Annotated in this window: 18 protein-coding genes and 1 pseudogene; 7 read left to right on the forward strand and 12 right to left on the reverse strand. The window is 62.1% G+C overall.

What is annotated here, in order from left to right; translation table 11 throughout:
- Positions 1–109: 109 nt before the first annotated feature.
- From BKP54_RS03610 to BKP54_RS03620, 3 genes are all read right to left on the reverse strand, one after another.
- Positions 110–1057 carry a glutaminase gene (locus BKP54_RS03610; protein WP_025427165.1) on the reverse strand — a complete coding sequence of 316 codons (948 nt, stop codon included), beginning with the start codon at positions 1055–1057 and terminating at the stop codon, positions 110–112.
- A 161-nt stretch (positions 1058–1218) separates the two neighbouring features.
- Positions 1219–1836, reverse strand: coding sequence for a 30S ribosomal protein S4 (gene rpsD / locus BKP54_RS03615; protein ID WP_025427166.1), 618 nt, complete (start codon positions 1834–1836; stop codon positions 1219–1221).
- A gap of 227 nt (positions 1837–2063) precedes the next feature.
- On the reverse strand, positions 2064–2591 hold the full coding sequence (locus BKP54_RS03620) for a MarR family transcriptional regulator (RefSeq protein ID WP_025427167.1): 528 nt from the start codon (positions 2589–2591) through the stop codon (positions 2064–2066).
- 113 nt (positions 2592–2704) lie between these two features.
- Between BKP54_RS03620 and BKP54_RS03625 the strand changes: the two genes are divergently transcribed.
- Positions 2705–3040 (forward strand): cupin domain-containing protein, encoded by a 336-nt coding sequence (locus BKP54_RS03625; protein ID WP_025427168.1) that lies wholly within the window; start codon positions 2705–2707, stop codon positions 3038–3040.
- A gap of 86 nt (positions 3041–3126) precedes the next feature.
- Here the strand turns inward: BKP54_RS03625 and BKP54_RS03630 are convergent, their stop codons facing one another.
- Entirely contained in the window at positions 3127–4641 is a 1515-nt protein-coding gene (locus BKP54_RS03630; protein WP_025427169.1) for an ATP-binding protein, read from the reverse strand.
- 255 nt (positions 4642–4896) lie between these two features.
- On the opposite strand from BKP54_RS03630, the gene BKP54_RS35730 reads away from it, so the two are divergent.
- Positions 4897–5055: a hypothetical protein gene (locus BKP54_RS35730; RefSeq protein ID WP_156407977.1), complete on the forward strand. Its 159-nt coding sequence runs from the start codon at positions 4897–4899 to the stop codon at positions 5053–5055.
- Here BKP54_RS35730 and murI read toward each other — a convergent pair.
- The 3 genes from murI to BKP54_RS03645 form a co-directional block, all read right to left on the reverse strand.
- Positions 5052–5897 (reverse strand): glutamate racemase, encoded by an 846-nt coding sequence (gene murI, locus BKP54_RS03635; RefSeq protein ID WP_025427170.1) that lies wholly within the window; start codon positions 5895–5897, stop codon positions 5052–5054. The genes BKP54_RS35730 and murI overlap by 4 nt on opposite strands.
- Positions 5884–6729: an RNA methyltransferase gene (locus BKP54_RS03640; protein WP_025427171.1), complete on the reverse strand. Its 846-nt coding sequence runs from the start codon at positions 6727–6729 to the stop codon at positions 5884–5886. Before BKP54_RS03640 ends, murI begins: the two co-directional genes overlap by 14 nt.
- 89 nt (positions 6730–6818) lie before the next feature.
- Entirely contained in the window at positions 6819–8807 is a 1989-nt protein-coding gene (locus BKP54_RS03645; protein WP_057208679.1) for an FUSC family protein, read from the reverse strand.
- Between the two features lie 267 nt (positions 8808–9074).
- On the opposite strand from BKP54_RS03645, the gene BKP54_RS03650 reads away from it, so the two are divergent.
- Complete coding sequence (locus tag BKP54_RS03650) at positions 9075–10289, forward strand: NADP-dependent isocitrate dehydrogenase (protein ID WP_084814277.1); 1215 nt, start codon at positions 9075–9077, stop codon at positions 10287–10289.
- 228 nt (positions 10290–10517) lie between these two features.
- Here BKP54_RS03650 and BKP54_RS03655 read toward each other — a convergent pair whose 3' ends face one another.
- The 3 genes from BKP54_RS03655 to recA all read right to left on the reverse strand — a co-directional run bounded on the left by BKP54_RS03655 (position 10518) and on the right by recA (position 15615).
- Positions 10518–11369, reverse strand: coding sequence for an AraC family transcriptional regulator (locus tag BKP54_RS03655; RefSeq protein WP_025427174.1), 852 nt, complete (start codon positions 11367–11369; stop codon positions 10518–10520).
- Between the two features lie 264 nt (positions 11370–11633).
- A complete protein-coding gene (gene alaS / locus BKP54_RS03660; protein WP_084814278.1) occupies positions 11634–14297 on the reverse strand; it encodes an alanine--tRNA ligase in 2664 nt (887 codons plus the stop codon).
- A 229-nt stretch (positions 14298–14526) separates the two neighbouring features.
- Positions 14527–15615, reverse strand: a complete 1089-nt coding sequence (gene recA, locus BKP54_RS03665) for a recombinase RecA (RefSeq protein WP_025427176.1) — start codon at positions 15613–15615, stop codon at positions 14527–14529.
- Positions 15616–15854: 239 nt separating this feature from the next.
- Here recA and BKP54_RS03670 point away from each other — a divergent pair, with 239 nt between their 5' ends.
- The gene (locus tag BKP54_RS03670; RefSeq protein WP_057208681.1) at positions 15855–16802 is read left to right on the forward strand and encodes a carbohydrate kinase family protein; all 948 of its coding nucleotides are present in this window, start codon (positions 15855–15857) and stop codon (positions 16800–16802) included.
- Between the two features lie 31 nt (positions 16803–16833).
- Positions 16834–17762 (forward strand): annotated as a pseudogene (locus tag BKP54_RS03675) (pseudouridine-5'-phosphate glycosidase).
- A gap of 142 nt (positions 17763–17904) precedes the next feature.
- Here BKP54_RS03675 and BKP54_RS03680 read toward each other — a convergent pair.
- Positions 17905–20529 carry a PAS domain-containing sensor histidine kinase gene (locus tag BKP54_RS03680; RefSeq protein WP_025427179.1) on the reverse strand — a complete coding sequence of 875 codons (2625 nt, stop codon included), beginning with the start codon at positions 20527–20529 and terminating at the stop codon, positions 17905–17907.
- Between the two features lie 189 nt (positions 20530–20718).
- The gene (locus tag BKP54_RS36360; RefSeq protein WP_245317803.1) at positions 20719–21036 is read right to left on the reverse strand and encodes a hypothetical protein; all 318 of its coding nucleotides are present in this window, start codon (positions 21034–21036) and stop codon (positions 20719–20721) included.
- Between BKP54_RS36360 and BKP54_RS36365 the strand changes: the two genes are divergently transcribed.
- Both BKP54_RS36365 and BKP54_RS36370 read left to right on the forward strand, forming a co-directional pair.
- Positions 20932–21588, forward strand: coding sequence for a hypothetical protein (locus BKP54_RS36365; protein WP_348626725.1), 657 nt, complete (start codon positions 20932–20934; stop codon positions 21586–21588). The two genes, BKP54_RS36360 and BKP54_RS36365, sit on opposite strands and share 105 nt — an antisense overlap.
- Complete coding sequence (locus BKP54_RS36370; protein ID WP_245317804.1) at positions 21488–21769, forward strand: hypothetical protein; 282 nt, start codon at positions 21488–21490, stop codon at positions 21767–21769. Before BKP54_RS36365 ends, BKP54_RS36370 begins: the two co-directional genes overlap by 101 nt.
- Positions 21770–21823: the final 54 nt, after the last annotated feature.

The following is a 21823-nucleotide window of genomic DNA, read 5'->3' on the forward strand; positions in this document are numbered from 1 at the left end:
CAACGATCCTGGAATGGCCGGCTCGGGAAGGAGAGCGCACGGCACGTCACGGCCAGCACTTGCCCCGTTCCATCCGCAAGATCAAGGGAAAACGGCCCTTCGTCCGAAATCAGGAGCCAAACACCGACCAACCGGTGCGGGCGGCCAACATCTCCAGCGCCAGCGATCCCAACAGCGAATTGCCGTTCTCGTTCAGGCCCGGCGACCAGACGGCGACGGAGGCCTTGCCGGGTGCGACCGCGAGAATGCCGCCGCCAACACCGCTCTTGCCGGGCAGACCGACGCGATAGGCGAAATCGCCCGAGCCGTCATAGTGGCCGCAGGTCAGCATCAGCGCGTTGATACGTCGGGCCCGCTGGCGCGATACGACGGAATGGCCGGTCAGCGGGTTGGTGCCGCCGGCTGCCAGAAACAGGCCCGCCTTGGCGAGCTGGCTGCAGGTCATTGCCAGAGCGCAATGGTGGAAATAGACGCCGAGCACATGCTCGACCGGGTGATCGAGCCGGCCGAAGGAGCGCATGAAGTTGGCAAGCGCGAAATTACGGAAGCCGGTCGCCGTCTCGGAGCGCGCGACCTCGTGGTCTATGACGATGGCATCGTCATCTGCGAGATAACGAACGAACTGGACGATCTCGCCGATCAGTTCGCGCGGCGTGTGGCCGGCAAGGATCAGGTCGCTGATGGTGATCGCGCCGGCATTGATGAACGGGTTGCGCGGCTTGCCGCCTTCCTGCTCGAGCTGGACGATCGAGTTGAAGGCCGAGCCTGAAGGTTCGCGGCCGACGCGGTGCCAGATGGTCTCACCGTGCTTGCCGAGCGCCAGCGTCAGGGTGAATACCTTGGAGACGCTCTGGATGGAGAACGGCACCTCGGCGTCGCCGACCCGGTGCACCTGCCCGTCGGTGGTGACGATTGCCATTCCGAAGTGTTTCGGAGAAACGCGCGCAAGCTGTGGGATGTAGTCGGCGACCTTGCCCTCGCCGAGCCGTGGCGTCAGCTCGCGGTAAATGTCCTCGATGATCGCCTGCAGGTCCTGCGGCGTCTTCTGCTCCGGCATGCGATTTCCCCTTCGTCGCGCGAGCCATTGTCCCGCCGAGGCGACCAAGTCCCCGTCGCGGAACAAGACGCGCGGCAGATCAAACAGCCACGTATCTGAAGAGACAAAAAAACCGCCCGTTTCCGGGCGGTTTCGATCGTTCACAAGGCCAGAGCCTCGGATTAACGCGAATAGAATTCGACGACGAGGTGCGGTTCCATGACGACGGCGTAAGGCACGTCGGAGAGAACCGGAACGCGGACGAAGGTTGCAACCATCTTGTTGTGGTCGACTTCGATGTAATCCGGAACGTCGCGCTCAGCGAGCTGAACGGCTTCGAGAACCGTAACGAGCTGCTTGGACTTTTCCTTGACTTCGATGACGTCGCCCGGCTTGCAACGGTAGGAACCGATGTTGACGCGAACGCCGTTAACCTTGACGTGGCCATGGTTGACGAACTGACGTGCGGCGAAAACGGTCGGAACGAACTTTGCGCGGTAGACGATCGCGTCGAGACGCGATTCGAGCAGGCCGATCAGGTTCTCCGGGGTGTCGCCCTTGCGGCGGTCAGCTTCGGCGAAGATCGCACGGAACTGCTTTTCGCGGATGTCGCCGTAGTAGCCCTTGAGCTTCTGCTTGGCGCGCAGCTGCACACCGAAGTCCGAAAGCTTGGACTTGCGACGCTGGCCGTGCTGGCCCGGGCCGTATTCGCGGCGGTTAACCGGCGACTTCGGACGGCCCCAGATGTTTTCGCCCATACGGCGGTCAATTTTGTACTTGGACGATTCGCGCTTGCTCATCGCATTTCCTTTCAGTCGGTTACACCGGTCTGTTGCCAAACCGGATCAAGGAAACACGCCCTCCTCTGAACCCATTTTGAGAGTTCTGACAGGATTCTCACGATCACGCTGCCGGAGAAACCACGGGACATGTCAAATGAAACACCGGACATTTCTGCCCGGCGTTGGGGCGGCTTTAGGGCTTCCAGCCGCCATTGTCAAACGAAATCACCGTATTCGGCACCATTTCAGGCAGGGTCGCCAGCCTGTTGGTTTTCCAAGGAAACAAGCAGCGTTTTCAATAGCGCTGCCAGTGCTGCGCGTTCCTCCGGCTTCAGACCTGCGATATAGCGCGCCTCGCTCGCCATGTCAGCCCGAAACGCGGCTTCGGCAAGCGCTATGCCCTTCTCCGTCAACCCAACCACGCTGCTGCGTCCATCCGATACCGAGCGCTCGCGCAGGATCAGCCCCGCCTTTTGTAATCGATCGAGTCGATGTGTCAGTCCGCCTGACGAAATCATCAGCAATGTATAAAGGTCGGTCGGCGTGAGGCGATACGGTGGGCCGGAGCGCCGGAGTGTTGAGATCACGTCGAATTCGCCGCGGTCGAGACCGAAGGAGGCAAAGGTTTCCTCGATCGACGGACGCACGAGATTAGAAAGCCGATAGGCCCGCCCGAGGATGGTCATTGGCTCCGTATCGAGATCCGGCAATTCGCGATCCCATTGCGCGCGCAACCGGTCGACGTGGTCCCTCTCCTCTTGCTCATGCTGCATTATCAACTCCGCGGTGTTTGGCAATATATCTTGACGAGAAGATATTTTTACATAATATCTTCTCGTCAAGATAATTCATTCGAACCGGTAAACCAACCCCGATGGAGGCCAGCATGTTTCATGTCATTCCCCGTGCAGAGCAGAAACAGAGCCCCAACCGGACGATCCTCTTTGAAGGGGGGCAGTACGGCACGCCGGTTTCGCTTTTCCTGATGGATGCGGAGCCTGGCCAAGGGCCGGCGCTTCACGTTCACCCCTATCCGGAGACCTGGCTCATTCATTCGGGCGAGGCGGAGTTCACGGTCGGTGAGCAGACGCTCATCGGCAAGGCCGGCGACATCATCATCGTCGATCCCAGCACGCCGCACCGTTTCGTCAACAGCGGCAACACCCGGCTTGAGATGACCTGCATCCACGCGTCCGACCGCGTGATTCAGGAGTGGGTTTGACGCCCCGCAAGCGACGGGTGGCGTTGTGCATCGGTACCGTCTCGTCTTCAAATACTTGGAATTGAAGCCTCGGGCGGAGGACGTGCCTATTCAGCTGCAGCGGCGGACGGATCCATTGCATCCGGCCCGTTGGCGTCGCCCGGCGCCGTTTCGTGGCCGAGGTCCGGAAAGGCGACTATACGCTTGCCGGTGAAATCGGCATGGACGACAACGAGCCCATTCTCCTCGAAATAGCCGAGCAGGCGTCTGGCGCGTCGTGCGGAATGGGTGCCGTAGGCGCGCGCGATCATCGCGTCCGACGGACAGGCAAGGCCGCGCACGGCCGCCTGCGCCATCATCAGGAACACGCCCTGCAGGTCCTCGGTGACGCGATCGGCAAGCCGGAGCGCCGACGCCCAGGCCTCTGTCGCCGCAGTCTCAGTGTCGACGCCGGAGCGGGCAATTGCCATCTTGCGCCGAAATGCGCTCAAGGACAGGGCTGCTCCCGGCACGCGGCGAATCCGGCAGCGCACGAGGAAATCCTGGAACAGTTCGGCATCCGGCCGGAACGCGGCATCGGGATTGGCGAGAATCTCGGTAAACAGACCGTCCAGCAGCGCACCGCGCTCCTCCGCCGACATTTCCGGCTGGGCTGGCCTGGTTTCCACCGGGGCGACCGGTTCGGGGCGCGGCCGGGAAAGCTCCGCGAGAATATCGGTTGCCGGGCGCGGCGGCGGTACGGCACGGCGCATGATCGGCCGCGTCAGTTCGTCGGCGTCAGGCGTGAAGATCAGGTCTTCCACGTCCTGCGGCGCTTCCGGCAGCGGCATCAGCTTCGGGCTCGTCGAGCGTGCTGAAGTCTCGACGGCACCGATCGTCACCTTCAGCGGCCGGCGCGACAGCGCCGGGCCAAGGGCGACGAAGGAGCCGCGCTTCAGATCGCGGAACATTTCGGCCGTGCGGCGATCCATGCCGAGCAGGTCGGCAGCGCGCAGCATGTCGATATCAAGGAATGTGCGGCCCATCAGGAAGTTGGACGCCTCCGCCGCCACGTTCTTGGCAAGTTTTGCCAGGCGCTGCGTGGCGATGACGCCGGCAAGTCCACGCTTTCGGCCACGGCACATGAGGTTGGTCATCGCGCCGAGCGAGATCTTGCGGACTTCTTCGGTGACGTCACCAGCGACCGACGGCGCAAACATCTGCGCTTCGTCGACCACCACGAGTACGGGATACCAGTATTCCCGATCCGCATCGAACATGGCGTTCAAGAAGACGCCGGCGCTGCGCATCTGCTGTTCGATGTCGAGACCTTCGAGCGAAAGCACGCAGGAAACTCGGTGCTGACGAATGCGCGTGGCAATGCCGATCAGCTCAGCGTCCGTGCGCTCACCCTCGACGACCACATGGCCGAACTTGTCGGCAAGTGTGACGAAATCGCCCTCGGGGTCGATGATGCATTGCTGCACCCATGGCGCAGACTGCTCCAGCAACCTTCTTAGAAGGTGCGATTTTCCCGAACCGGAATTGCCCTGCACCAGAAGACGGGTGGCCAGAAGCTCTTCGATATCGAGCGAGGCCGAGGTCCCTTCGGACGTCGCTCCCATGTCGATGCCGACCTTCATTTCCACCTCTTCATTTTGGATTGATTCGCGACCATGCTGAGTTCGCCAAACGAGCGACACCTAGCACGGTTTTGCCGGCGGTCATGCAACCGCTGCAGAAAACCCACAGGGAATACCGCGTTGTGGACCATGGAAAGATCGGCCAGTTCACCCGGTTGTTTGCGCGGAAACGTTGAATAAACCTATTGATACATCTTTAACAAGCGCCTGCCCCGGCCCATACGTCTTTGAGCGACCGGGATTTCCGGGCCACGAATGGATCAGAACGAGACCGAAAACCACTTCCAGATGAACTACGAGGATGGTCAACGCATCGTCTCGAAAAAGGAATCCGCGCAATCAGGCCGCGCGAACTTCCTGATTGCGATTGCGCTCGCCGCGTCGATTGGCGTCCTGCTGGCGATCTTCTTCTAGCCGATCGTTTCGCTGGCGGCCGTCTGTTCGGGGGTAGTGACGTTCGACATGACGGTCAGGCCGAAGCCCTGCATCAGCCGGCGTGTGGAAAAATCGGGATTTCCCGAAGTGAAGATCGCCGGGTCCTCGCCGTTCAACGGCTCAAAGCCGTCGGGCAGCGGCACGAGCGAGCGGGCCCGCCGGGCGATGGCCTCGGCTGGATCCAACCAGTCGACCGGCCAGGGCGCCAGCTTGCGGAACAGATTGGCCAGAAAGGGATAATGCGTGCAGGCGAGAACGACGATATCGGTCTTGCGGCCATCCATCTCGATGAAGCACGGGGTGATCTCGGCCAATACCTCCGCATCATCGAGCTTTTCGCCGCGAATATAGGCCTCGGCCATCTTGGCGAGGTTCTCCGATCCGACCAGGCGGACATGGCATTGGCTGGCGAAGGACTGGATGAGGTCGCGCGTATAGGCGCGCTTGACCGTGCCTGGTGTCGCAAGCACGGAAACCAGCCCCGAGCGCGTGCGCTCGGCCGCCGGCTTGATCGCCGGCACGGTGCCAACGAAGGTCATCTGCGGAAAGGCGGCGCGCAGATCGGCACCGACGAGGGTGAATGCGGTGTTGCAGGCAATCACGCAGATTTCGGGATCGTGCTCGGCCAGCAGCCGGCCAAAGAGCGCGATGACATGGGCGCGCAAGGCCTCTTCCTCCCAGCCGCCATAGGGGAAGCCGGCATCGTCGGCGATATAGATGAAATGCCGCTCCGGCATCAGCACCCTCGCCTCGCGCAGCACCGTGAGCCCGCCGATGCCGCTGTCGAAGACGAGAATGGGTTTCAGTTCAGTCGCTGTCACCGCTGTCTGATACTTTCTTGTTGTGCTCGGCCCTGCTGTGATCAACGGGAGCGCCGGAACCTCGGGGATGTTCACGCGAAAACCGATCGAGCGACGAAATCACGCCGCGCAGCACCCGGATTTCCGTTTCGGTAAAGGCTGGTCTGGTCAGAACTGTGCGCAGATTTTCGACCAATTTCGGCTTTTTGTCGGCGGAGCGGAAATAGTTGCGCGCTTCCAGCGCATCCTCGAGGTGATCGAACAGGCCCTGCAGATCGTCTTTCTTCGCCGGACGCTGCTCCAGTGCCTGGAACGACGTCTGGTCTTCGCTTTCCATGCCCGTCTTCAGCCACTCGTAGGACATTAGCAGCACCGCCTGGGCGAGATTGAGCGAAGCGAAAGCCGGATTGACGGGGAACGTCACAATCTCGTCGGCAAGCGCCACTTCCTCGTTCGTCAATCCGGTGCGCTCGCGGCCGAAGATGATGCCGGTCGCCTCGCCGGCTACGAAGCGCTGTCTCAGCGTGCGCGCCGCCACTATCGGCGAGCGAACCGGCTTGTAGCCGTAACGGTCGCGCGCCGTTGTCGCATAGACGAAGTTGAGGTCGGCGATCGCCTCTTCCAGCGTGTCGTAGAGCTTGGCGCCTTCGATGACGTGGTCGGCGCGGCTGGCGGCAGACTGCGCCTTTTCGTTCGGCCAGCCATCGCGCGGGTTGACGAGGCGCAGTTCAGACAGGCCGAAATTGGCCATGGCGCGGGCAACCATGCCGATATTCTCGCCGAGCTGCGGATAGGCGAGAATGATCGCCGGTCCTTCGGTCAGGAGTTCTCGTTCGCTGTTGGTGCCTGCCATGTCTTTCGCCTTCGCCTTCTGTTCGGCGCTTCCCTCGCACAAAAGACCGGAAAATTAAAGTCCGGCCGACATGCTGAGGACTGCGGGCATCACGGTGTTGCCGGATGCAGACGGCTGAGGGAGATGCCGATCATCTCCAGCCCCAGTTCCGCATCGTCCTTCGATATCGGCAGATGTCGGCTGACTGGCCCGGCGACGCGGCCGCCGTCGTAGAAATAGCCGGCCCCTTTCTCCGCGATCGAGCGAACCAATGTCAGATTTTCGTCGATGTCGGTGTGGAACGTGGAGCCGACGGCGTCGGCCTCGTCGGCAACGCGACGGGCAAACACGCGCGCCCAATAGGTGCACCCCATGAAGATCGCCAGCGTCTGCCTGACGTGGCCGGGGCGCGTGACAAGCTGCCAGGAAACGCCAAGGGGCTTGGCCGCCGCGGCAAGCTCGCGGTAGGCGCGGTCGACGGACTGCGACCGCGCAATCAGCGCCATGCCGGAGGCGCCCTCCTTCGCCGCTTGCAGCAGTCCTGTCAGTTCGCCACACCAGGCCTTGATCGCGAGATCAAGCGATGTTCGCGTACGGGTCGGGAAAACCACGAAGGCAACCACAGTACCGGCGATGGAGCCGATCAGGGTTTCCTCCAGCCGCAGCTGCAGCAGCTGTGGGGTCAGCACGCCCATCAGGCTGTAGAGCAGCGACAGCACGATAGAGACGAAGAAGGTCATCGACGCATAGGAAACTGCGAGGAAATAGAACGCGAGAAAGATGCAGAGCGCACTCAGCGGCAGCACCAAATAGATGTTTCCGGCAACCAGCGTGCCGGCGACGATGCCGACCACGATGCCAAATAGCGTACCGGCCGAGCGCTGTAGCGCCTTGACCGCCGTATCGCCGCGCGAGCGGGTGTTGGTAAAAACGAGAAAGGCAGCCAGCACCGCCCAGAACCATCGGTCGCGCGACAGCATCAGCCCGAACACCATGGCGATGCCGGCGGCGAGCGTGATCTGGATGGCCGTTTTGAGCGCCGGATTAGACACTGTCAGCTTTGGACGCGTGGACGCCGGGGCAACGGCTCGCTCCACCGGATCCTCGAGATCATGCGCGTCGAGTTTTTCCAGGCTATGGGCGAGGCGCTGGCGAACATTGCGCAGCCACGAGAGCGCCTTGACGGTCTCGACAAGCCGCTCGTTCGTGCGGTCGATGCGCGCCGTCTCCGCTTCGATCTCGGCGGAGTTGCGCGTAAGCATCGCTTCGACCAATGCGACCGGAGGCATGGCCTGAAGGCTCAGCACGATGACGCTTTCTGCCGCCAGATGCAGGTCGAAAAGGTTGATCACCACATCCGACGAGGCAAGGCCGGGCTCGGGTTCCGGGCGTCGGTTCTCGGTCGGAATGAAACTTTCCGCCATCAGCACCGCCTCCTTGAGGCGCTCTTCCCTCCGGTGCAGCCGGGTGCGATCCGTCTCGATCAGGGTCGGTTTGCGTGCGACATCGACCAGCTCCTCCAGCATCTGGTCGACGCGCTGCTGGACGCTGGCCGCAGCGCGCATGAGGTCGCGATAGCGGTGGTCGGGCAGAAGCACGGTGCGGACCAGGTGGGCGACCATGGCCGAAACCGCTGCACCGAAGACCAGTGCGGGCAACTGGTCAATCGTCGGACGCAGATAAGCTCCGATGAAATAGGACATGAAGGCGAACATGCCGACGGCAAACCATCTCGGCCCGAAGGAGCGACAATAGACCGCCAGGAAGATGATCGACAGGAAAACGACATCGGAGACGTAGCGGTGGCTCTCCAGCACCGAGGCCAGCGCGACCATCGAGACGCCAACGATGACGGCGATTATACGGGTCACGAGCTGTTCGCCGTGCGTGCGGTCGCGGACGGCAAGGCCGCCTTCGATCGAGAGCGAAACGGCAAGGCCGTAGGCTGCCGGCGGCAATGGCGCCACGAGATAGTGGAAGGCCATCAGCAGGCAAACCGACGAAACGATCGTCGCGGTGATGCGCGTCGCCTGGCGCAGCCGGGAAAAGGCAGGATCATTGGCGAGAAGCCAGTCGCGCACGCGGGAGCGAATTTCCATCGGATGCCTTTTGCCTGCTACGGTGACCATCGACGCGTCACCGCTTCTTCTTGATTAACGCTGCCTCCGATCTTTTCAAGGCGCAGGCCGGCTTAAACCAGTCCAAAACCCATCCTCGGCCCCTGCCCGCCGGTCGATCGAGTCTCCACCCAAAGTTTCAGCCAAGCATGCTTTGCCTTGCCGTTTCACAATGCTATAGGGCTCTGGATTTTTCTAAAGAGGAAGGGACATCGCTCCCGTTGTCCCGCTAAGCTACGAGGCATATTCATGGCAAAGATCAAGGTCGCCAATCCGGTCGTCGAACTCGACGGCGATGAGATGACCCGCATCATCTGGCAGTTCATCAAGGACAAGCTGATCCATCCCTACCTCGACGTCGATCTTGAGTATTATGACCTCGGCATGGAAAACCGCGACGCCACCGACGACCAGGTGACGATCGATGCAGCCAACGCCATCAAGAAGCACGGCGTCGGCGTCAAGTGCGCCACGATCACCCCGGACGAAGCCCGCGTCGAAGAATTCAAGCTCAAGAAGATGTGGAAGTCGCCGAACGGCACCATCCGCAACATCCTCGGCGGAGTCATCTTCCGCGAGCCGATCATCTGCAAGAACGTGCCTCGTCTGGTTCCGGGCTGGACCAAGCCGATCATCGTCGGCCGTCACGCCTTCGGCGACCAGTACCGCGCCACCGACTTCAAGTTCCCCGGCAAGGGCAGGCTGACGATGAAGTTCGTCGGCGAAGACGGCAAGGAAATCGAATACGACGTCTTCGACGCACCGTCGGCCGGTGTTGCCATGGGCATGTACAACCTCGACGATTCGATCACCGAATTCGCCCGCGCTTCGTTCAACTACGGCATCCAGCGTAAGGTTCCGGTCTACCTCTCGACCAAGAACACCATCCTCAAGGTCTATGACGGCCGCTTCAAGGACATCTTCCAGAAGGTCTTCGAGGAAGAATTCGCCGAGAAGTTCAAGGAACTGAAGATCTGGTACGAACACCGCCTGATCGACGACATGGTCGCTTCGGCGCTGAAGTGGTCCGGCGGCTACGTCTGGGCGTGCAAGAACTACGACGGCGACGTCCAGTCCGACATCGTGGCTCAGGGCTTCGGCTCGCTCGGCCTGATGACCTCGGTTCTGATGACGCCGGACGGCAAGACGGTCGAAGCAGAAGCGGCCCACGGCACCGTGACCCGTCACTACCGCCAGCACGAGAAGGGCGAAGAGACCTCGACCAACTCGATCGCTTCGATCTTCGCCTGGACCCGTGGCCTTGCCCATCGTGCCAAGCTCGACGGCAATGCCGAACTCGCCCGCTTCTCCGAAACACTGGAAAAGGTCTGCGTCGATACCGTCGAAGCCGGCTTCATGACCAAGGACCTGGCGCTCCTGATCGGCCCCGACCAGCCGTGGCTCTCGACCACCGGCTTCCTCGACAAGATCGACGAGAACCTGAAGAAGGCAATGGCTGCCTGATCGGCACACGCCATCGACCCGAATGCGAAACCCGGCCTTGTGCCGGGTTTCTTTTTGGTTGGATAGCCGCAGTTCCAAGAACCTCTGGCGACCCATTCCCTCTGTCATGCTCGGGCTTGACCCGAGCATCCAGGCCAAGCCTCTTGAGCCCAAGGACATCTGTGCGTTGGCGACGGCTCAGGTGGATCCTCGGGGCAAGCCCGAGGATGACGAGAGAAGTCGAGCGGGTCATTTCAGCGGCAGATAGATCTCGCTCAAGAGCTCGGTCGGCGGCACGTCGCGCGGATTGTTGAGATACTTCTCGAACATCAGGCTGTCGCGCACCTCGCGGCCGGATTGCGGCAGCCACGTGCCGTAAAGCCATTGATAGGCCAAGGGCATGTCCGCATAGGGGCCTTTGTGGCGCAGAACGGCATAGCGTCCGCCCTCGAGCGTCTGGGGTGTCAGCGGTGCATCGGCAGGCAGGGTCTCCTTGGCGGTGACGCAGGCAAAGGAGCGCAGCCTGTCCGCCGGCACCAGTTCCGGATCATCCAGATAGATGCCGATCATCTCCATGTCCGGACGATAAAGATTGCGCGAAATCAGTGTGCCGTAGAGCGTCTCGAATGCCTTGCCGATGCCCATATAAGAGCCGGAGTGGGCGACGCCGACGAGATCGAAGCCGTCGATCTCCTTGAGGGTGACTTCATACATATCCGCAATTCCTTCCGATGAAGCGGTTTCGAAGGTTTTGTGGCTGCCCTCCCTCCGATACCGCGCCGGCGGCAGTCCATAGACGGCCTTGAAGGTGCGGTTGAAGGATTGAATATTGGGGTAGCCAGAGCGCTGCGCGATCGCTTCGACAGGAAGATCGGACTGCACGAGATCGGCGGCGGCCTTCTGCAGCCGTAGCCGCTTGACCGTTGCCGCCAACGTCTCGCCGTGGACGGCCCTGTAGATTCGGTGCCAGTGGTGTGGCGACAGGCAGGCGATTTCAGCGAGACGGTCGAGATCGAGCTCCTCGTTGAGATGGCCGTAAATGTAGTCGCTCACCCTGTGCAGCCGTCTTTCGTAGCTTGCCCAGGTCGCCCGCTCGTCCATGTCTAGCCCTTCGCGCTTTGCTCACGGATCGGTAGACCATAGACGACTTTGACAAATCCTGCGGAGTTTTGCGGCGAGCATGCAGAGGGGGCAATCGCAATCACAAAAAAGGACGCCCGAAACCGGCGCCCTTTTCAATTTCACGTTTCTGCGCCTACAGCGCCGCGCATCAAGTATGACGCGCAAATGGCACTGTAACACCTTAAACTTGCTGCATAATTTTATCCTCCAATCGCATCCGATTTGAGGAATTATGCAGTGTCCTTAGCCGGCCAATGCAACGGCAACGGCCTCGATCGCGTCGGCTGCCTTCTCGCCGTCAGGGCCGCCGGCCTGCGCCATATCAGGGCGGCCGCCGCCGCCCTTGCCGCCAAGGGCGGCCGAGGCGATACGCACGAGATCGACTGCGCTGACCTTGGAAGTCAGATCGTCGGTGACAGCCACGACTGCGCTTGCCTTGCCATCGCCGGAAACGCCGACGAAGGCGACGACGCCGGAGCCGAGGCTCTTCTTGCCGTCATCGGCCAGGCTCTTCAGATCCTTTGGTTCGACACCGGAAACGACCTTGCCGAGGAAACGCATGCCGGCGATGTCGCGCGCGGCATCGGTCGATCCGGCCTGACCGCCGCCACCGAGCGCCAGCTTCTTCTTGGCTTCCGTCAGTTCGCGCTCCAGCTTGCGGCGCTCGTCGAGCAGTGCCTCGACGCGGCCGAGCACGTCGCCCGGCTGAACCTTGAGCGTGTTGGCAAGCGTCTTCACCCGCTCGTCCTGCTCGTTGAGATAGGCACGGGCTGCCTCGCCCGTCAGCGCCTCGACGCGGCGCACGCCGGCGCCAACGGCACTTTCGGAAACGACGCGCACCAGACCGATGTCGCCGGTTGCCGAAACGTGGGTGCCGCCGCAGAGTTCGACCGAATAGGCACGGTTGGCCTTGGAGCCGTGAATGCCCTGCCCCATGGACACGACCCGCACTTCGTCACCGTATTTCTCGCCAAAGAGCGCCATGGCGCCTTCGGCAATCGCATCGTCGACGCTCATCAGGCGCGTGGTGACCGGCGTATTCTGAACGATGATCTCGTTTGCCATCTCCTCGACGATCTTCAGCTCCTCGGCCGTCATCGGCTTCGGATGCGATACGTCGAAGCGCAGGCGCTCGGGCGCAACCAGCGAGCCCTTCTGCGCCACATGGGTGCCGAGCACCTCGCGAAGCGCCTCATGCAGCAGATGGGTGGCCGAATGGTTGGCGCGAAGGCGCGAACGGCGGGCATGATCGACTTCGAGCTGGGCCGCGTCGCCGGTCTTGATCGTGCCTTCGGCAACGACGCCGAAATGAACGAACAGGCCCTCGCCGCGCTTCTGCGTGTCGGTCACAACAAGCTTGCCGCCGTCGGTGGTGATCGTCCCCGTATCGCCCATCTGTCCACCCGATTCGCCGTAGAACGGCGTCTGGTTGAGGACGATCTGGACGGCTTCACCCTTGGTGGCCGACTGAGCGACAGCGCCATCGCGCAAGATCGCCTGGACGACGCCTTCGGCAACTTCCGTATCGTAACCGAGGAACTCGGTCGCGCCGTGCTTTTCGCGCAGCTCGAACCAGATGGTTTCGGTTGCCGCTTCGCCGGAGCCTGCCCAATTGGCGCGGGCTTCGGCCTTCTGCCGCTCCATGGCGGTCGTAAAGGCGTCGGTGTCGACGCTGATGCCCTTGGCGCGCAGCGCATCCTGGGTCAGGTCGAGGGGGAAGCCGTAGGTATCGTAGAGCTTGAAGGCGGTTTCGCCATTGAACTGATCGCCTTCGGAAAGGTCGGCCGAGGCTTCGGACAGGAGGTTCAAGCCACGCTCCAGCGTCTTGCGGAAGCGGGTTTCCTCGAGCTTCAGCGTCTCCGAGATCAGCGCCTCGGCGCGCATCAGTTCCGGATAGGCGCGGCCCATCTGGCCGACGAGCGCCGGCAGCAGCTTCCACATCAAGGGATCGCGGGCACCGAGCAGCTGCGCGTGGCGCATGGCGCGGCGCATGATACGGCGCAGCACATAACCACGGCCCTCGTTCGACGGCAGCACGCCATCGGCGATCAGGAAGGCGGACGAACGCAGGTGGTCGGCAATGACGCGATGGCTGGCGCGCTGGTCGCCTTCGGCCTTGACGCCGGTTGCTTCTTCAGACGCGGCAATCAATGCGCGGAAGAGATCGATTTCGTAGTTGTCGTGCTGGCCCTGCAGCACGGCTGCCAGGCGCTCGAGGCCCATGCCGGTGTCGATCGACGGACGCGGCAGGTTGACGCGCTCTTCCTTGGTGATCTGCTCGTACTGCATGAAGACGAGGTTCCAGATCTCGATGAAGCGGTCGCCGTCCTCATCGGCAGAACCAGGAGGCCCGCCCCAGATCTTGTCGCCGTGGTCGTAAAAGATTTCCGAGCAAGGACCGCAAGGGCCGGTATCGCCCATGGCCCAGAAATTGTCGCTGGTCGGGATGCGGATGATGCGGTCGTCGGAAAGGCCGGCGATCTTTTTCCAAAGGCCAAAGGCTTCGTCGTCGGTGTGATAGACCGTGACCAGCAGGCGCTTGGCGTCGAGGCCATATTCCCTGGTGATCAGGTTCCAGGCAAGCTCGATAGCGTTTTCCTTGAAGTAATCGCCAAAGGAGAAATTGCCGAGCATCTCGAAGAAGGTGTGGTGGCGCGCGGTGTAGCCGACATTGTCGAGGTCGTTGTGCTTGCCGCCGGCGCGCACGCATTTCTGCGCCGTCACGGCCGTCGAATAGGGACGCTGCTCAAGCCCGGTGAAGACGTTCTTGAACTGGACCATGCCGGCATTGGTGAACATCAGCGTCGGGTCGTTGCGCGGTACCAACGGGCTCGACGACACCACCTCATGACCATTCCTGCGGAAATAGTCGAGAAACGTCGACCGGATTTCATTCACGCCGCTCATCTTGCGTCCTATCTGTGCACCAATTCAGGCCCAGGCCCCGGCATCTGCCGCGCCACTCGCCGTTATCCTTCGACCCCGCGGCCATCGCTGACGGCTGCGCCCTCCAACGCCCTCGGTCGCCGGAACCACAGGCTTTTATCGTTCGCGTATCATGCTGTCCAGACGGCAGCAAAAAACCGGCCGCCGATGAAGGCGACCGGTTTTGAAAGCTTGAAGCTCGGCTCGCTGCTTATGCTTCGGCAGCGTCGTCGCCGTCGTCGGGTTCCGGACCACCATTCTCGAGGAACCGGTCGGCGATCAGGCCGGCGTTCTGACGCAGAGCCGTCTCGATCTCGCGCGACAGGTCCGGATTGTCCCTGAGGAACGACTTGGCGTTCTCGCGACCCTGGCCGAGGCGCTGGCTGTTATAGGAGAACCAGGCACCGGACTTCTCGACGATACCAGCCTTGACGCCGAGATCGACGAGTTCGCCGGTTTTCGAGACGCCTTCGCCATACATGATGTCGAATTCGACCTGCTTGAAGGGAGGCGCCATCTTGTTCTTGACGACCTTGACGCGCGTCTGGTTGCCGACGACTTCTTCGCGCTCCTTGACGGAACCGATACGGCGGATGTCGAGGCGAACGGAGGCGTAGAACTTCAGCGCATTGCCGCCCGTCGTCGTTTCCGGCGAACCGAACATGACGCCGATCTTCATGCGGATCTGGTTGATGAAGACCACCATGCAGTTCGACTTCGAGATCGAGGCGGTCAACTTGCGCAGCGCCTGGCTCATCAGACGGGCCTGCATGCCCGGCAGGCTGTCGCCCATTTCGCCTTCGATTTCGGCGCGCGGCACGAGCGCTGCGACGGAGTCGATGACGAGAACGTCGATCGCCCCGGAGCGTACCAGCGTATCGGTGATTTCGAGCGCCTGTTCGCCGGTATCGGGCTGCGAGATCAGCAGGTTTTCGAGATCGACGCCCAGCTTGCGCGCATAAACCGGGTCGAGTGCGTGTTCGGCGTCGACGAAGGCGCAGATGCCGCCCTTCTTCTGTGCTTCTGCGATGGTCTGCAGCGCCAGCGTCGTCTTGCCCGAGCTTTCCGGACCATAGATTTCGACGATGCGGCCCTTCGGCAAGCCACCAATGCCGAGTGCGATGTCCAGGCTGAGAGAGCCGGTCGAAACCGTCTCGATCTCGATGATGCTGTCCTTCCCACCGAGCTTCATGATCGATCCCTTGCCGAACGACCGTTCGATCTGGGAAAGTGCCGCTTCAAGTGCCTTGCTTTTATCCACCGATTTGTCCTCTACGAGCCGCAAAGAGTTTTGTGCCATTTGGTCCACCTTTAGGTTATTGAAGCTACCGAGGCAATGAAGCCGCCGCACGAGTTTTTGTACATGTTTTGTTCCGTTTTTGCAAGAGCAGGACAAGACATTGAAAAATAGGAATTATTCGGATTGTGTTCGATTCATGTTCACGCTTTGCTGCGTAATTTTTTTGGCAGCGCCAGGCGCACCCTGAGACGATGAACCCTCCCGATCCGATTCGGCCGATAGACAGCAGAGGAACATTCATGAAGGAAGGCGAAATCGCCGTCTTCGGCGGCGCTCATATCGATCGGCGCGGCCGCATCTCGGGCACGACCGCACCCGGTTCGAGCAACCCCGGCACCTGGTTCGAAGAGGCAGGTGGCGGCGGCTTCAACGCTGCGCGCAACCTGGCACGACTGGGTCATAGCGTCCGGATGATCAGCACGCGCGGTGGTGACGCTGCTGGCGACATCGTGACGGCGGCCGCAGCGGCTGCCGGCGTCATCGACAATCCCCTCACCTTTCTCGACCGCCAGACGCCGAGCTACACTGCGATCATTGAAAATGACGGCAACCTGGTGATCGCCCTTGCCGACATGGATCTCTACCGGATGTTCTCGCCGCGCCAGTTGCAGCGGCGCGCATTGCGCGATGCCATCGCCGACAGCCGGCTGGTGCTGACCGATGCGAACCTGCCCGAAGAAACCATCGCCGCCCTCGTAGCGGCGGCGTCGACGGATGGGCGCATTGTCGCCGGTATCGCCGTATCGCCGGCAAAGGTGATCCGATTCCAGCCGAGCCTGGTCAGGCTCAGCTTCCTGTTCATGAACGAGGCCGAGGCGCGGGCGCTCACCGGCAAGGATGCGGCGGATGCTGAGGGTTGGCCGCCGCTTTTGCGCGCCGCCGGGCTCAATGGCGGCGTCGTTACCCGAGGCGGCAGAGCGGTCGTCGCCTTCGATCGCGAAACCGTCTGCGTCGCGACGCCGCCGGCCCTGCCGGAGCTCGCCGATGTTACCGGCGCCGGCGATGCCCTGGCATCAGGCTTCCTCACCGCCCGTCTTGCCGGCCATGATCTGTCGGAATGCCTGCGGCGCGGCATTGCCGCCGCCGGCATTACGCTTCGCTCTCCCTTGGCCGCCTCGGAACAAATGTCGCAGGCCAACCTCGAACAGGCACTGGCCCTTGTGCCGGCACCTCAAATGCTGGCATGAACGCCGCCAGCCGAACTCCCAAGGAAAAACCATGACCAAACCCGCTTCCCCCTTCCTGCCGATGGAATATTCCGACGAGGTTGCAGCCGCCAAGGCACGCGGCGCGCCGATCGTGGCACTGGAATCGACGATCATCACCCATGGCATGCCCTATCCGGGCAACCTCAACATGGCCCGCAGCGTCGAAGCGATCATCCGCGACCAGGGTGCCGTTCCGGCGACGATCGCCGTCATTCACGGCGTTCTGCATATCGGCCTTGACGATGCGAAGCTGGAAGAGCTGGCCAAGACCGAAGGCGCGATGAAGGTATCGCGCGCCGATCTCGCCTTTGCCATCGCCGAGCGCCGCACCGGCGCGACGACCGTTGCCGCCACCATGATCGCCGCTGCCGCGCCGGCATCCGCGTCTTTGCGACCGGCGGCATCGGCGGCGTGCACCGCGGCGCCGAGCTGAGCTTCGACATCTCCGCCGACCTCGACGAACTGGCACGCACGGCCGTCATCGTCGTTTGCGCCGGCGCGAAAGCCATCCTCGACATTCCGAAGACGCTCGAGGTCCTCGAAACCCGCGGCGTGCCTGTTGTGACCTATGACAGCGACGTGTTCCCGGCCTTCTGGTCGCGCGATTCGGGCCTCAAGAGCCCGCTGATGCTCAACAGCCCAGCGGCAATCGCCAACTTCCAGAACATGCGCGAACTGCTCGGCGTCGATGGCGGCATGCTGATCGCGAACCCGGTTCCGGCCGAAAGCGAGATCGCGCGCGAGGAGATGGAAATCTACATCGGCCGCGCGCTCGACAACGCCGAACGCGATGAGATTTCCGGCAAGGAGGTCACCCCGTACCTGCTCGACAACCTCTTCCACATGACCGAGGGCCGCAGCCTCGAAACCAACATAGCGCTGGTCGAGAACAATGCCCGCCTCGCCGGCGAAATCGCTGTGGCGCTGACCGCGAAGTAGTCGACTGACATTAAGATCATAAGAGAAAAGCCCGGCGCGAAAGCGTCGGGCTTTTTGTTGGACTGCAATTCTTGGCGAGCGCCGAAATGCGCGCCGCGATTTCTCAGATTCGCTCAATGCACTGCGCAGTTTCGCGCACGCCTCAGGAGTCCAGCATCTCGCGCACGGCCACGGCCAGTTGCTTCAGCGAGAACGGTTTCGGAAGGAAGCCGAATTTGGCGTCGGCAGGAAGATTGCGGGCGAAGGCATCTTCCGCGTAACCCGAGACGAAGATGAACTTCAGGTCCGGGTACTTCTTGCGCAGCTCCGTCAAGAGTGTCGGCCCGTCCATTTCCGGCATCACCACGTCCGAAACGACGATATCGACGGCGCCATCGAGCTCCTCCATGATCTCGAGTGCTTCGACGCCAGAGCCTGCCTCGTGCACGGTATAGCCGCGGGTCTCGAGCATGCGCTTGCCGCCGCGGCGGACCGCTTCTTCGTCCTCTACCAGGAGGACGACGGCTGAATCACCGGTGAGATCGGTCGGTTCCTCGGTCTTGGCGACTGGCTTGGCGACAGCTTCAGCCGGCGGCAGCGTCACCGCCCCATTGGATGCGCCCTGCGTCGGTTCACCCGCGGCTTCCGGAATGTCGATATGGCGCGGCAGCAGGATGCGGAAGGTGGTTCCCTTGCCGACTTCGGATTCCGGATAGATGTAGCCGCCGGATTGCTTGACGATGCCGTAGACCATCGAAAGACCAAGGCCCGTGCCCTTGCCGACTTCCTTGGTGGTGAAGAAGGGCTCGAAGATCTTGTCGAGAATTTCTGGCGGAATACCGGTTCCCTGGTCGGAAACCTCCACCATGACGAAATCTTCCTCCGGCAGTTCGCGCCGGCCAATGGCCGCGATTTCCGTTGCCGGCAGATTGCGCGTGCGAAGCGTGATGATGCCGCCTGACGGCATGGCATCGCGCGCATTGACGGCAAGGTTGAGCAGCACCTGCTCGAACTGGCCGAGATCCGTGCGCACCGGCCAGAGATCGCGCCCGTAGTCGACTTCGACCTTGACGTTGGTCCCGGTCATGCGATCGACGAGCATGCGCAGGTCGCCGATCACGTCGGTCATGCTCAGCACTGTCGGCCGCATGGTCTGCTTGCGCGAGAAGGCGAGCAACTGCCTGACGAGCACCGCCGCACGATTGGCGTTGCGCTTGATCTCCATCAGATCGGCAAAGCTCGCATCGGCCGGTCGCGCCGACAAAAGCAGGTGGTCGGAGGACAGCAGGATCGCCGTCAGCACGTTGTTGAAATCGTGCGCGATGCCGCCCGCAAGCGTGCCGACCGCATTCATCTTCTGCGTCTGCGCCATCTGGTTTTCGAGCGCCTTCTGCTCGGTAATCTCCAGCGCGTAGATGATCGCTGCCTCTTCCGGAGCCTGATCGCTCTGGTCGATGACGGCATTGATATAGAAGCGGAAATGCCGCTCGCCATCGGCCGGGTGCAAGGCGTCGATCGGCGCGATATCGCCCTGGCGATCCTTGGCGGCGGCAAGCGCCTCATGCAGACGGCCCTTTTCCGTCGGATGCACCACCGTTTCGATCAGCGCGCCACGCTCGACATCGTCCTGGGAGACAAGGCCGGAAAACAGCTTGAGGAACGGCGCATTGGTGCGAAGGATGCGACCGTTGCCGTCGACCGAGGCGATGGCCATCGGCGTATTGTTGAAGAAGCGGGTGAAGCGCATCGCAGCGCTCGACGCCGACTGATCCTCGTCCTCGCCGCCGTCGCGCGACATGACGATGGTCCGGCTTTCGCCGGGCGCGCCATCGCGTGCCGACGACACGCGGTGCACCATGCGCACCGGCAGGCTCTGGCCGTTGGACTTGCGCAGATCGAGATCCAGCACCTTGGTCTTCTTCAGGCCTGGCTCCGCCTGCACCGATTGCACCAGCGTCAACCCCTCGCCGGCGACAAGATCGCCGATGCTCATGGAGCCCGGCTGGAATTTTGTCAGGTCGATGCCCAGCCAATCCGCAAGGGTAGCGTTGATGTAGAAGATCTCGCCCTTGCGCCCGGCGGAGAAGAAGCCGGCCGGAGCATGGTCGAGATAATCGATGGCGTTCTGCAGTTCCTTGAAGAACCGCTCCTGGTCGTCACGTTCGGCGGTGATGTCGGCAATCTGCCAGAGATAGAGCGGGTTGCGGTCACTATCTTCGAGCGGCAACACCCGGGCCTTCAAGCGAAACCAGTGGGCACCAGAGCCGCTGGACGCAGCACCGGTCGCCAGCGGCTTCAACAGCCGAAACTCCTCGTGCCCCTGCTTGCCTTCGTGCAGACCGTTGGTGAGGCGGTAGATCGCTTCGGTCGCCTCGCGGTTTCGCGACAGGATCGTTTCGAGCGACTGGATGCCGGCAGAATTCTTCGCGCCGGTCAGCGCGCCGTAGGCGGCGTTGGCGTAAATGATGCGGCCCTTGCGGTCGGTGACGATCGTGCCGTCTTCATGGGCGTCGAGAAAGGCGCGCGCCAGTTCGTCCGGCCGCGATTGCGGCATCACCTCGATGAAGCCGATGACCGACGAGACGAGGAAGAAGATGCCGACCATGGCAAGAACGCCAAGGATGCCGAGCACGATCTCGTTGTCCAACTCGTTCTTGAAGATCACGAAGGCGATCGCAGAGACGGTCAGAACGATCGCAAGCAGGACGATCCGCATGACGGTTCCCGGCCTGACGCCACGGTCAACAACCGGCATCTGGTAGTCACCTGACTGCCGCATTTTCGTCATCGGGTCCTCATCTGCCGCCAATACCGCCCGGCACATAGCCGATACGGTCCGGCGCTCCGGCCGGCATCCGCGCAATCCGCCAGGTGAAATCGGCCAATCCCGACACGCCCTCGATCATTCGGATAGGAATCATCTTTAACGATCAGAGATAACAGCAAAAAGCACCTGTGCGGAAGCGCAGCGGTCAATTCACAGGGAATGTCGGCGAAGTGCTTGTCCAAGCCCGAAAAAAGCCGTCAAATACTGCCACTCGAAAGGCTTTAAGGAGTTCAGCCTATGATGGAAACGATCGTCGGAGACAACGGTAGCCGATTCATTATCGCCGCCGGCGCCGTTGCGATCGGGCTTCTGTGCCTCGTGGCCGTGCTCTGGATCATGCGCAACAGGCCGTCGTCGCCCTTCATTCGCGGCGGCAAGAACAGGCAGCCTCGCCTCGCTGTGCTCGATGCGGCCGCTGTCGACACACGCCGTCGCCTGGTGCTCGTGCGTCGCGACGACGTCGAACACCTGATCATGATCGGCGGACCTACGGATATCGTCATCGAAAGCCGGATTGCACCGATCGATGAGAGCGCCTCAGCGAACGACGGTCCGGCAGTCATCGAGCGCAAGCCGATCGAGCAGCCGGTTGCCAGCGGCAATGGAACAGAGACAAGGGCAGCAGCGCCGGTGCAGTTGCGCCCTGTCGTACAGCCGGAGATGGCCGTCGCCGCGCCAGTGCGTCCGGCGGCGATACCGCAGGAGCAGCCGGTTGCGCGTGTCGAGCCGGCCCCGGCGGTTCGCCCGATTGTCGAACAGCGCCCGGCTCCTGTGATGGCCCCCGTGATGGCCATTGAGCCGCGTCCGGTCGAAAGGGTTGCGCCACAGCGCCCGAGATCGTTGCCCCTGTCAATACGGCCGAGAAGGTCGAGGGCATCTTCGATGCCGCCCGCAGCCGCGTGCTGCGACCCAGCCGCCAGTGCAGGAACAGCGTCCTGCAGCCGTTGCCCAATCGCAGCCCGTTGCCCAAAGCGCGCTTTCGGACTTCGAACGTATCCTCGACGCCGAAATCAGCGGTGACCTGCAGCGGCTGACGCCGGCTGCGGCGGCCGCACGTCCGGAAAATCGCGCGCCTGTGGCCGCTGCCGCCCGCCATGAGCCGATGCTCGGCGCACCGATCGACGATGTCCGCAAGGAGCCGACGATCGAGGAAGAGATGAACCGCATGCTCGCCGACATCTCCGCCGGCCGTAAGCCTTGACACATTCGGCGTCATTTCACCACGGAACAAACATTCAGCAAAAAGAAAAAAGGC

The organism is Ensifer sp. 1H6 (assembly GCF_001976035.1).
GTDB lineage: Bacteria > Pseudomonadota > Alphaproteobacteria > Rhizobiales > Rhizobiaceae > Ensifer > Ensifer canadensis.

What these genes read in the sequence shown, in the direction of transcription:
- BKP54_RS03610 (WP_025427165.1), bottom strand. Translation starts at nt 1,057, where the DNA reads ATGCCGGAGCAGAAGACGCCGCAGGACCTGCAGGCGATCATCGAGGAC.
- rpsD (WP_025427166.1), bottom strand. Translation starts at nt 1,836, where the DNA reads ATGAGCAAGCGCGAATCGTCCAAGTACAAAATTGACCGCCGTATGGGC.
- BKP54_RS03620 (WP_025427167.1), bottom strand. Translation starts at nt 2,591, where the DNA reads ATGCAGCATGAGCAAGAGGAGAGGGACCACGTCGACCGGTTGCGCGCG.
- BKP54_RS03625 (WP_025427168.1), top strand. Translation starts at nt 2,705, where the DNA reads ATGTTTCATGTCATTCCCCGTGCAGAGCAGAAACAGAGCCCCAACCGG.
- BKP54_RS03630 (WP_025427169.1), bottom strand. Translation starts at nt 4,641, where the DNA reads ATGAAGGTCGGCATCGACATGGGAGCGACGTCCGAAGGGACCTCGGCC.
- BKP54_RS35730 (WP_156407977.1), top strand. Translation starts at nt 4,897, where the DNA reads ATGGATCAGAACGAGACCGAAAACCACTTCCAGATGAACTACGAGGAT.
- BKP54_RS03640 (WP_025427171.1), bottom strand. Translation starts at nt 6,729, where the DNA reads ATGGCAGGCACCAACAGCGAACGAGAACTCCTGACCGAAGGACCGGCG.
- BKP54_RS03645 (WP_057208679.1), bottom strand. Translation starts at nt 8,807, where the DNA reads ATGGAAATTCGCTCCCGCGTGCGCGACTGGCTTCTCGCCAATGATCCT.
- BKP54_RS03650 (WP_084814277.1), top strand. Translation starts at nt 9,075, where the DNA reads ATGGCAAAGATCAAGGTCGCCAATCCGGTCGTCGAACTCGACGGCGAT.
- BKP54_RS03655 (WP_025427174.1), bottom strand. Translation starts at nt 11,369, where the DNA reads ATGGACGAGCGGGCGACCTGGGCAAGCTACGAAAGACGGCTGCACAGG.
- alaS (WP_084814278.1), bottom strand. Translation starts at nt 14,297, where the DNA reads ATGAGCGGCGTGAATGAAATCCGGTCGACGTTTCTCGACTATTTCCGC.
- recA (WP_025427176.1), bottom strand. Translation starts at nt 15,615, where the DNA reads ATGGCACAAAACTCTTTGCGGCTCGTAGAGGACAAATCGGTGGATAAA.
- BKP54_RS03670 (WP_057208681.1), top strand. Translation starts at nt 15,855, where the DNA reads ATGAAGGAAGGCGAAATCGCCGTCTTCGGCGGCGCTCATATCGATCGG.
- BKP54_RS03680 (WP_025427179.1), bottom strand. Translation starts at nt 20,529, where the DNA reads ATGACGAAAATGCGGCAGTCAGGTGACTACCAGATGCCGGTTGTTGAC.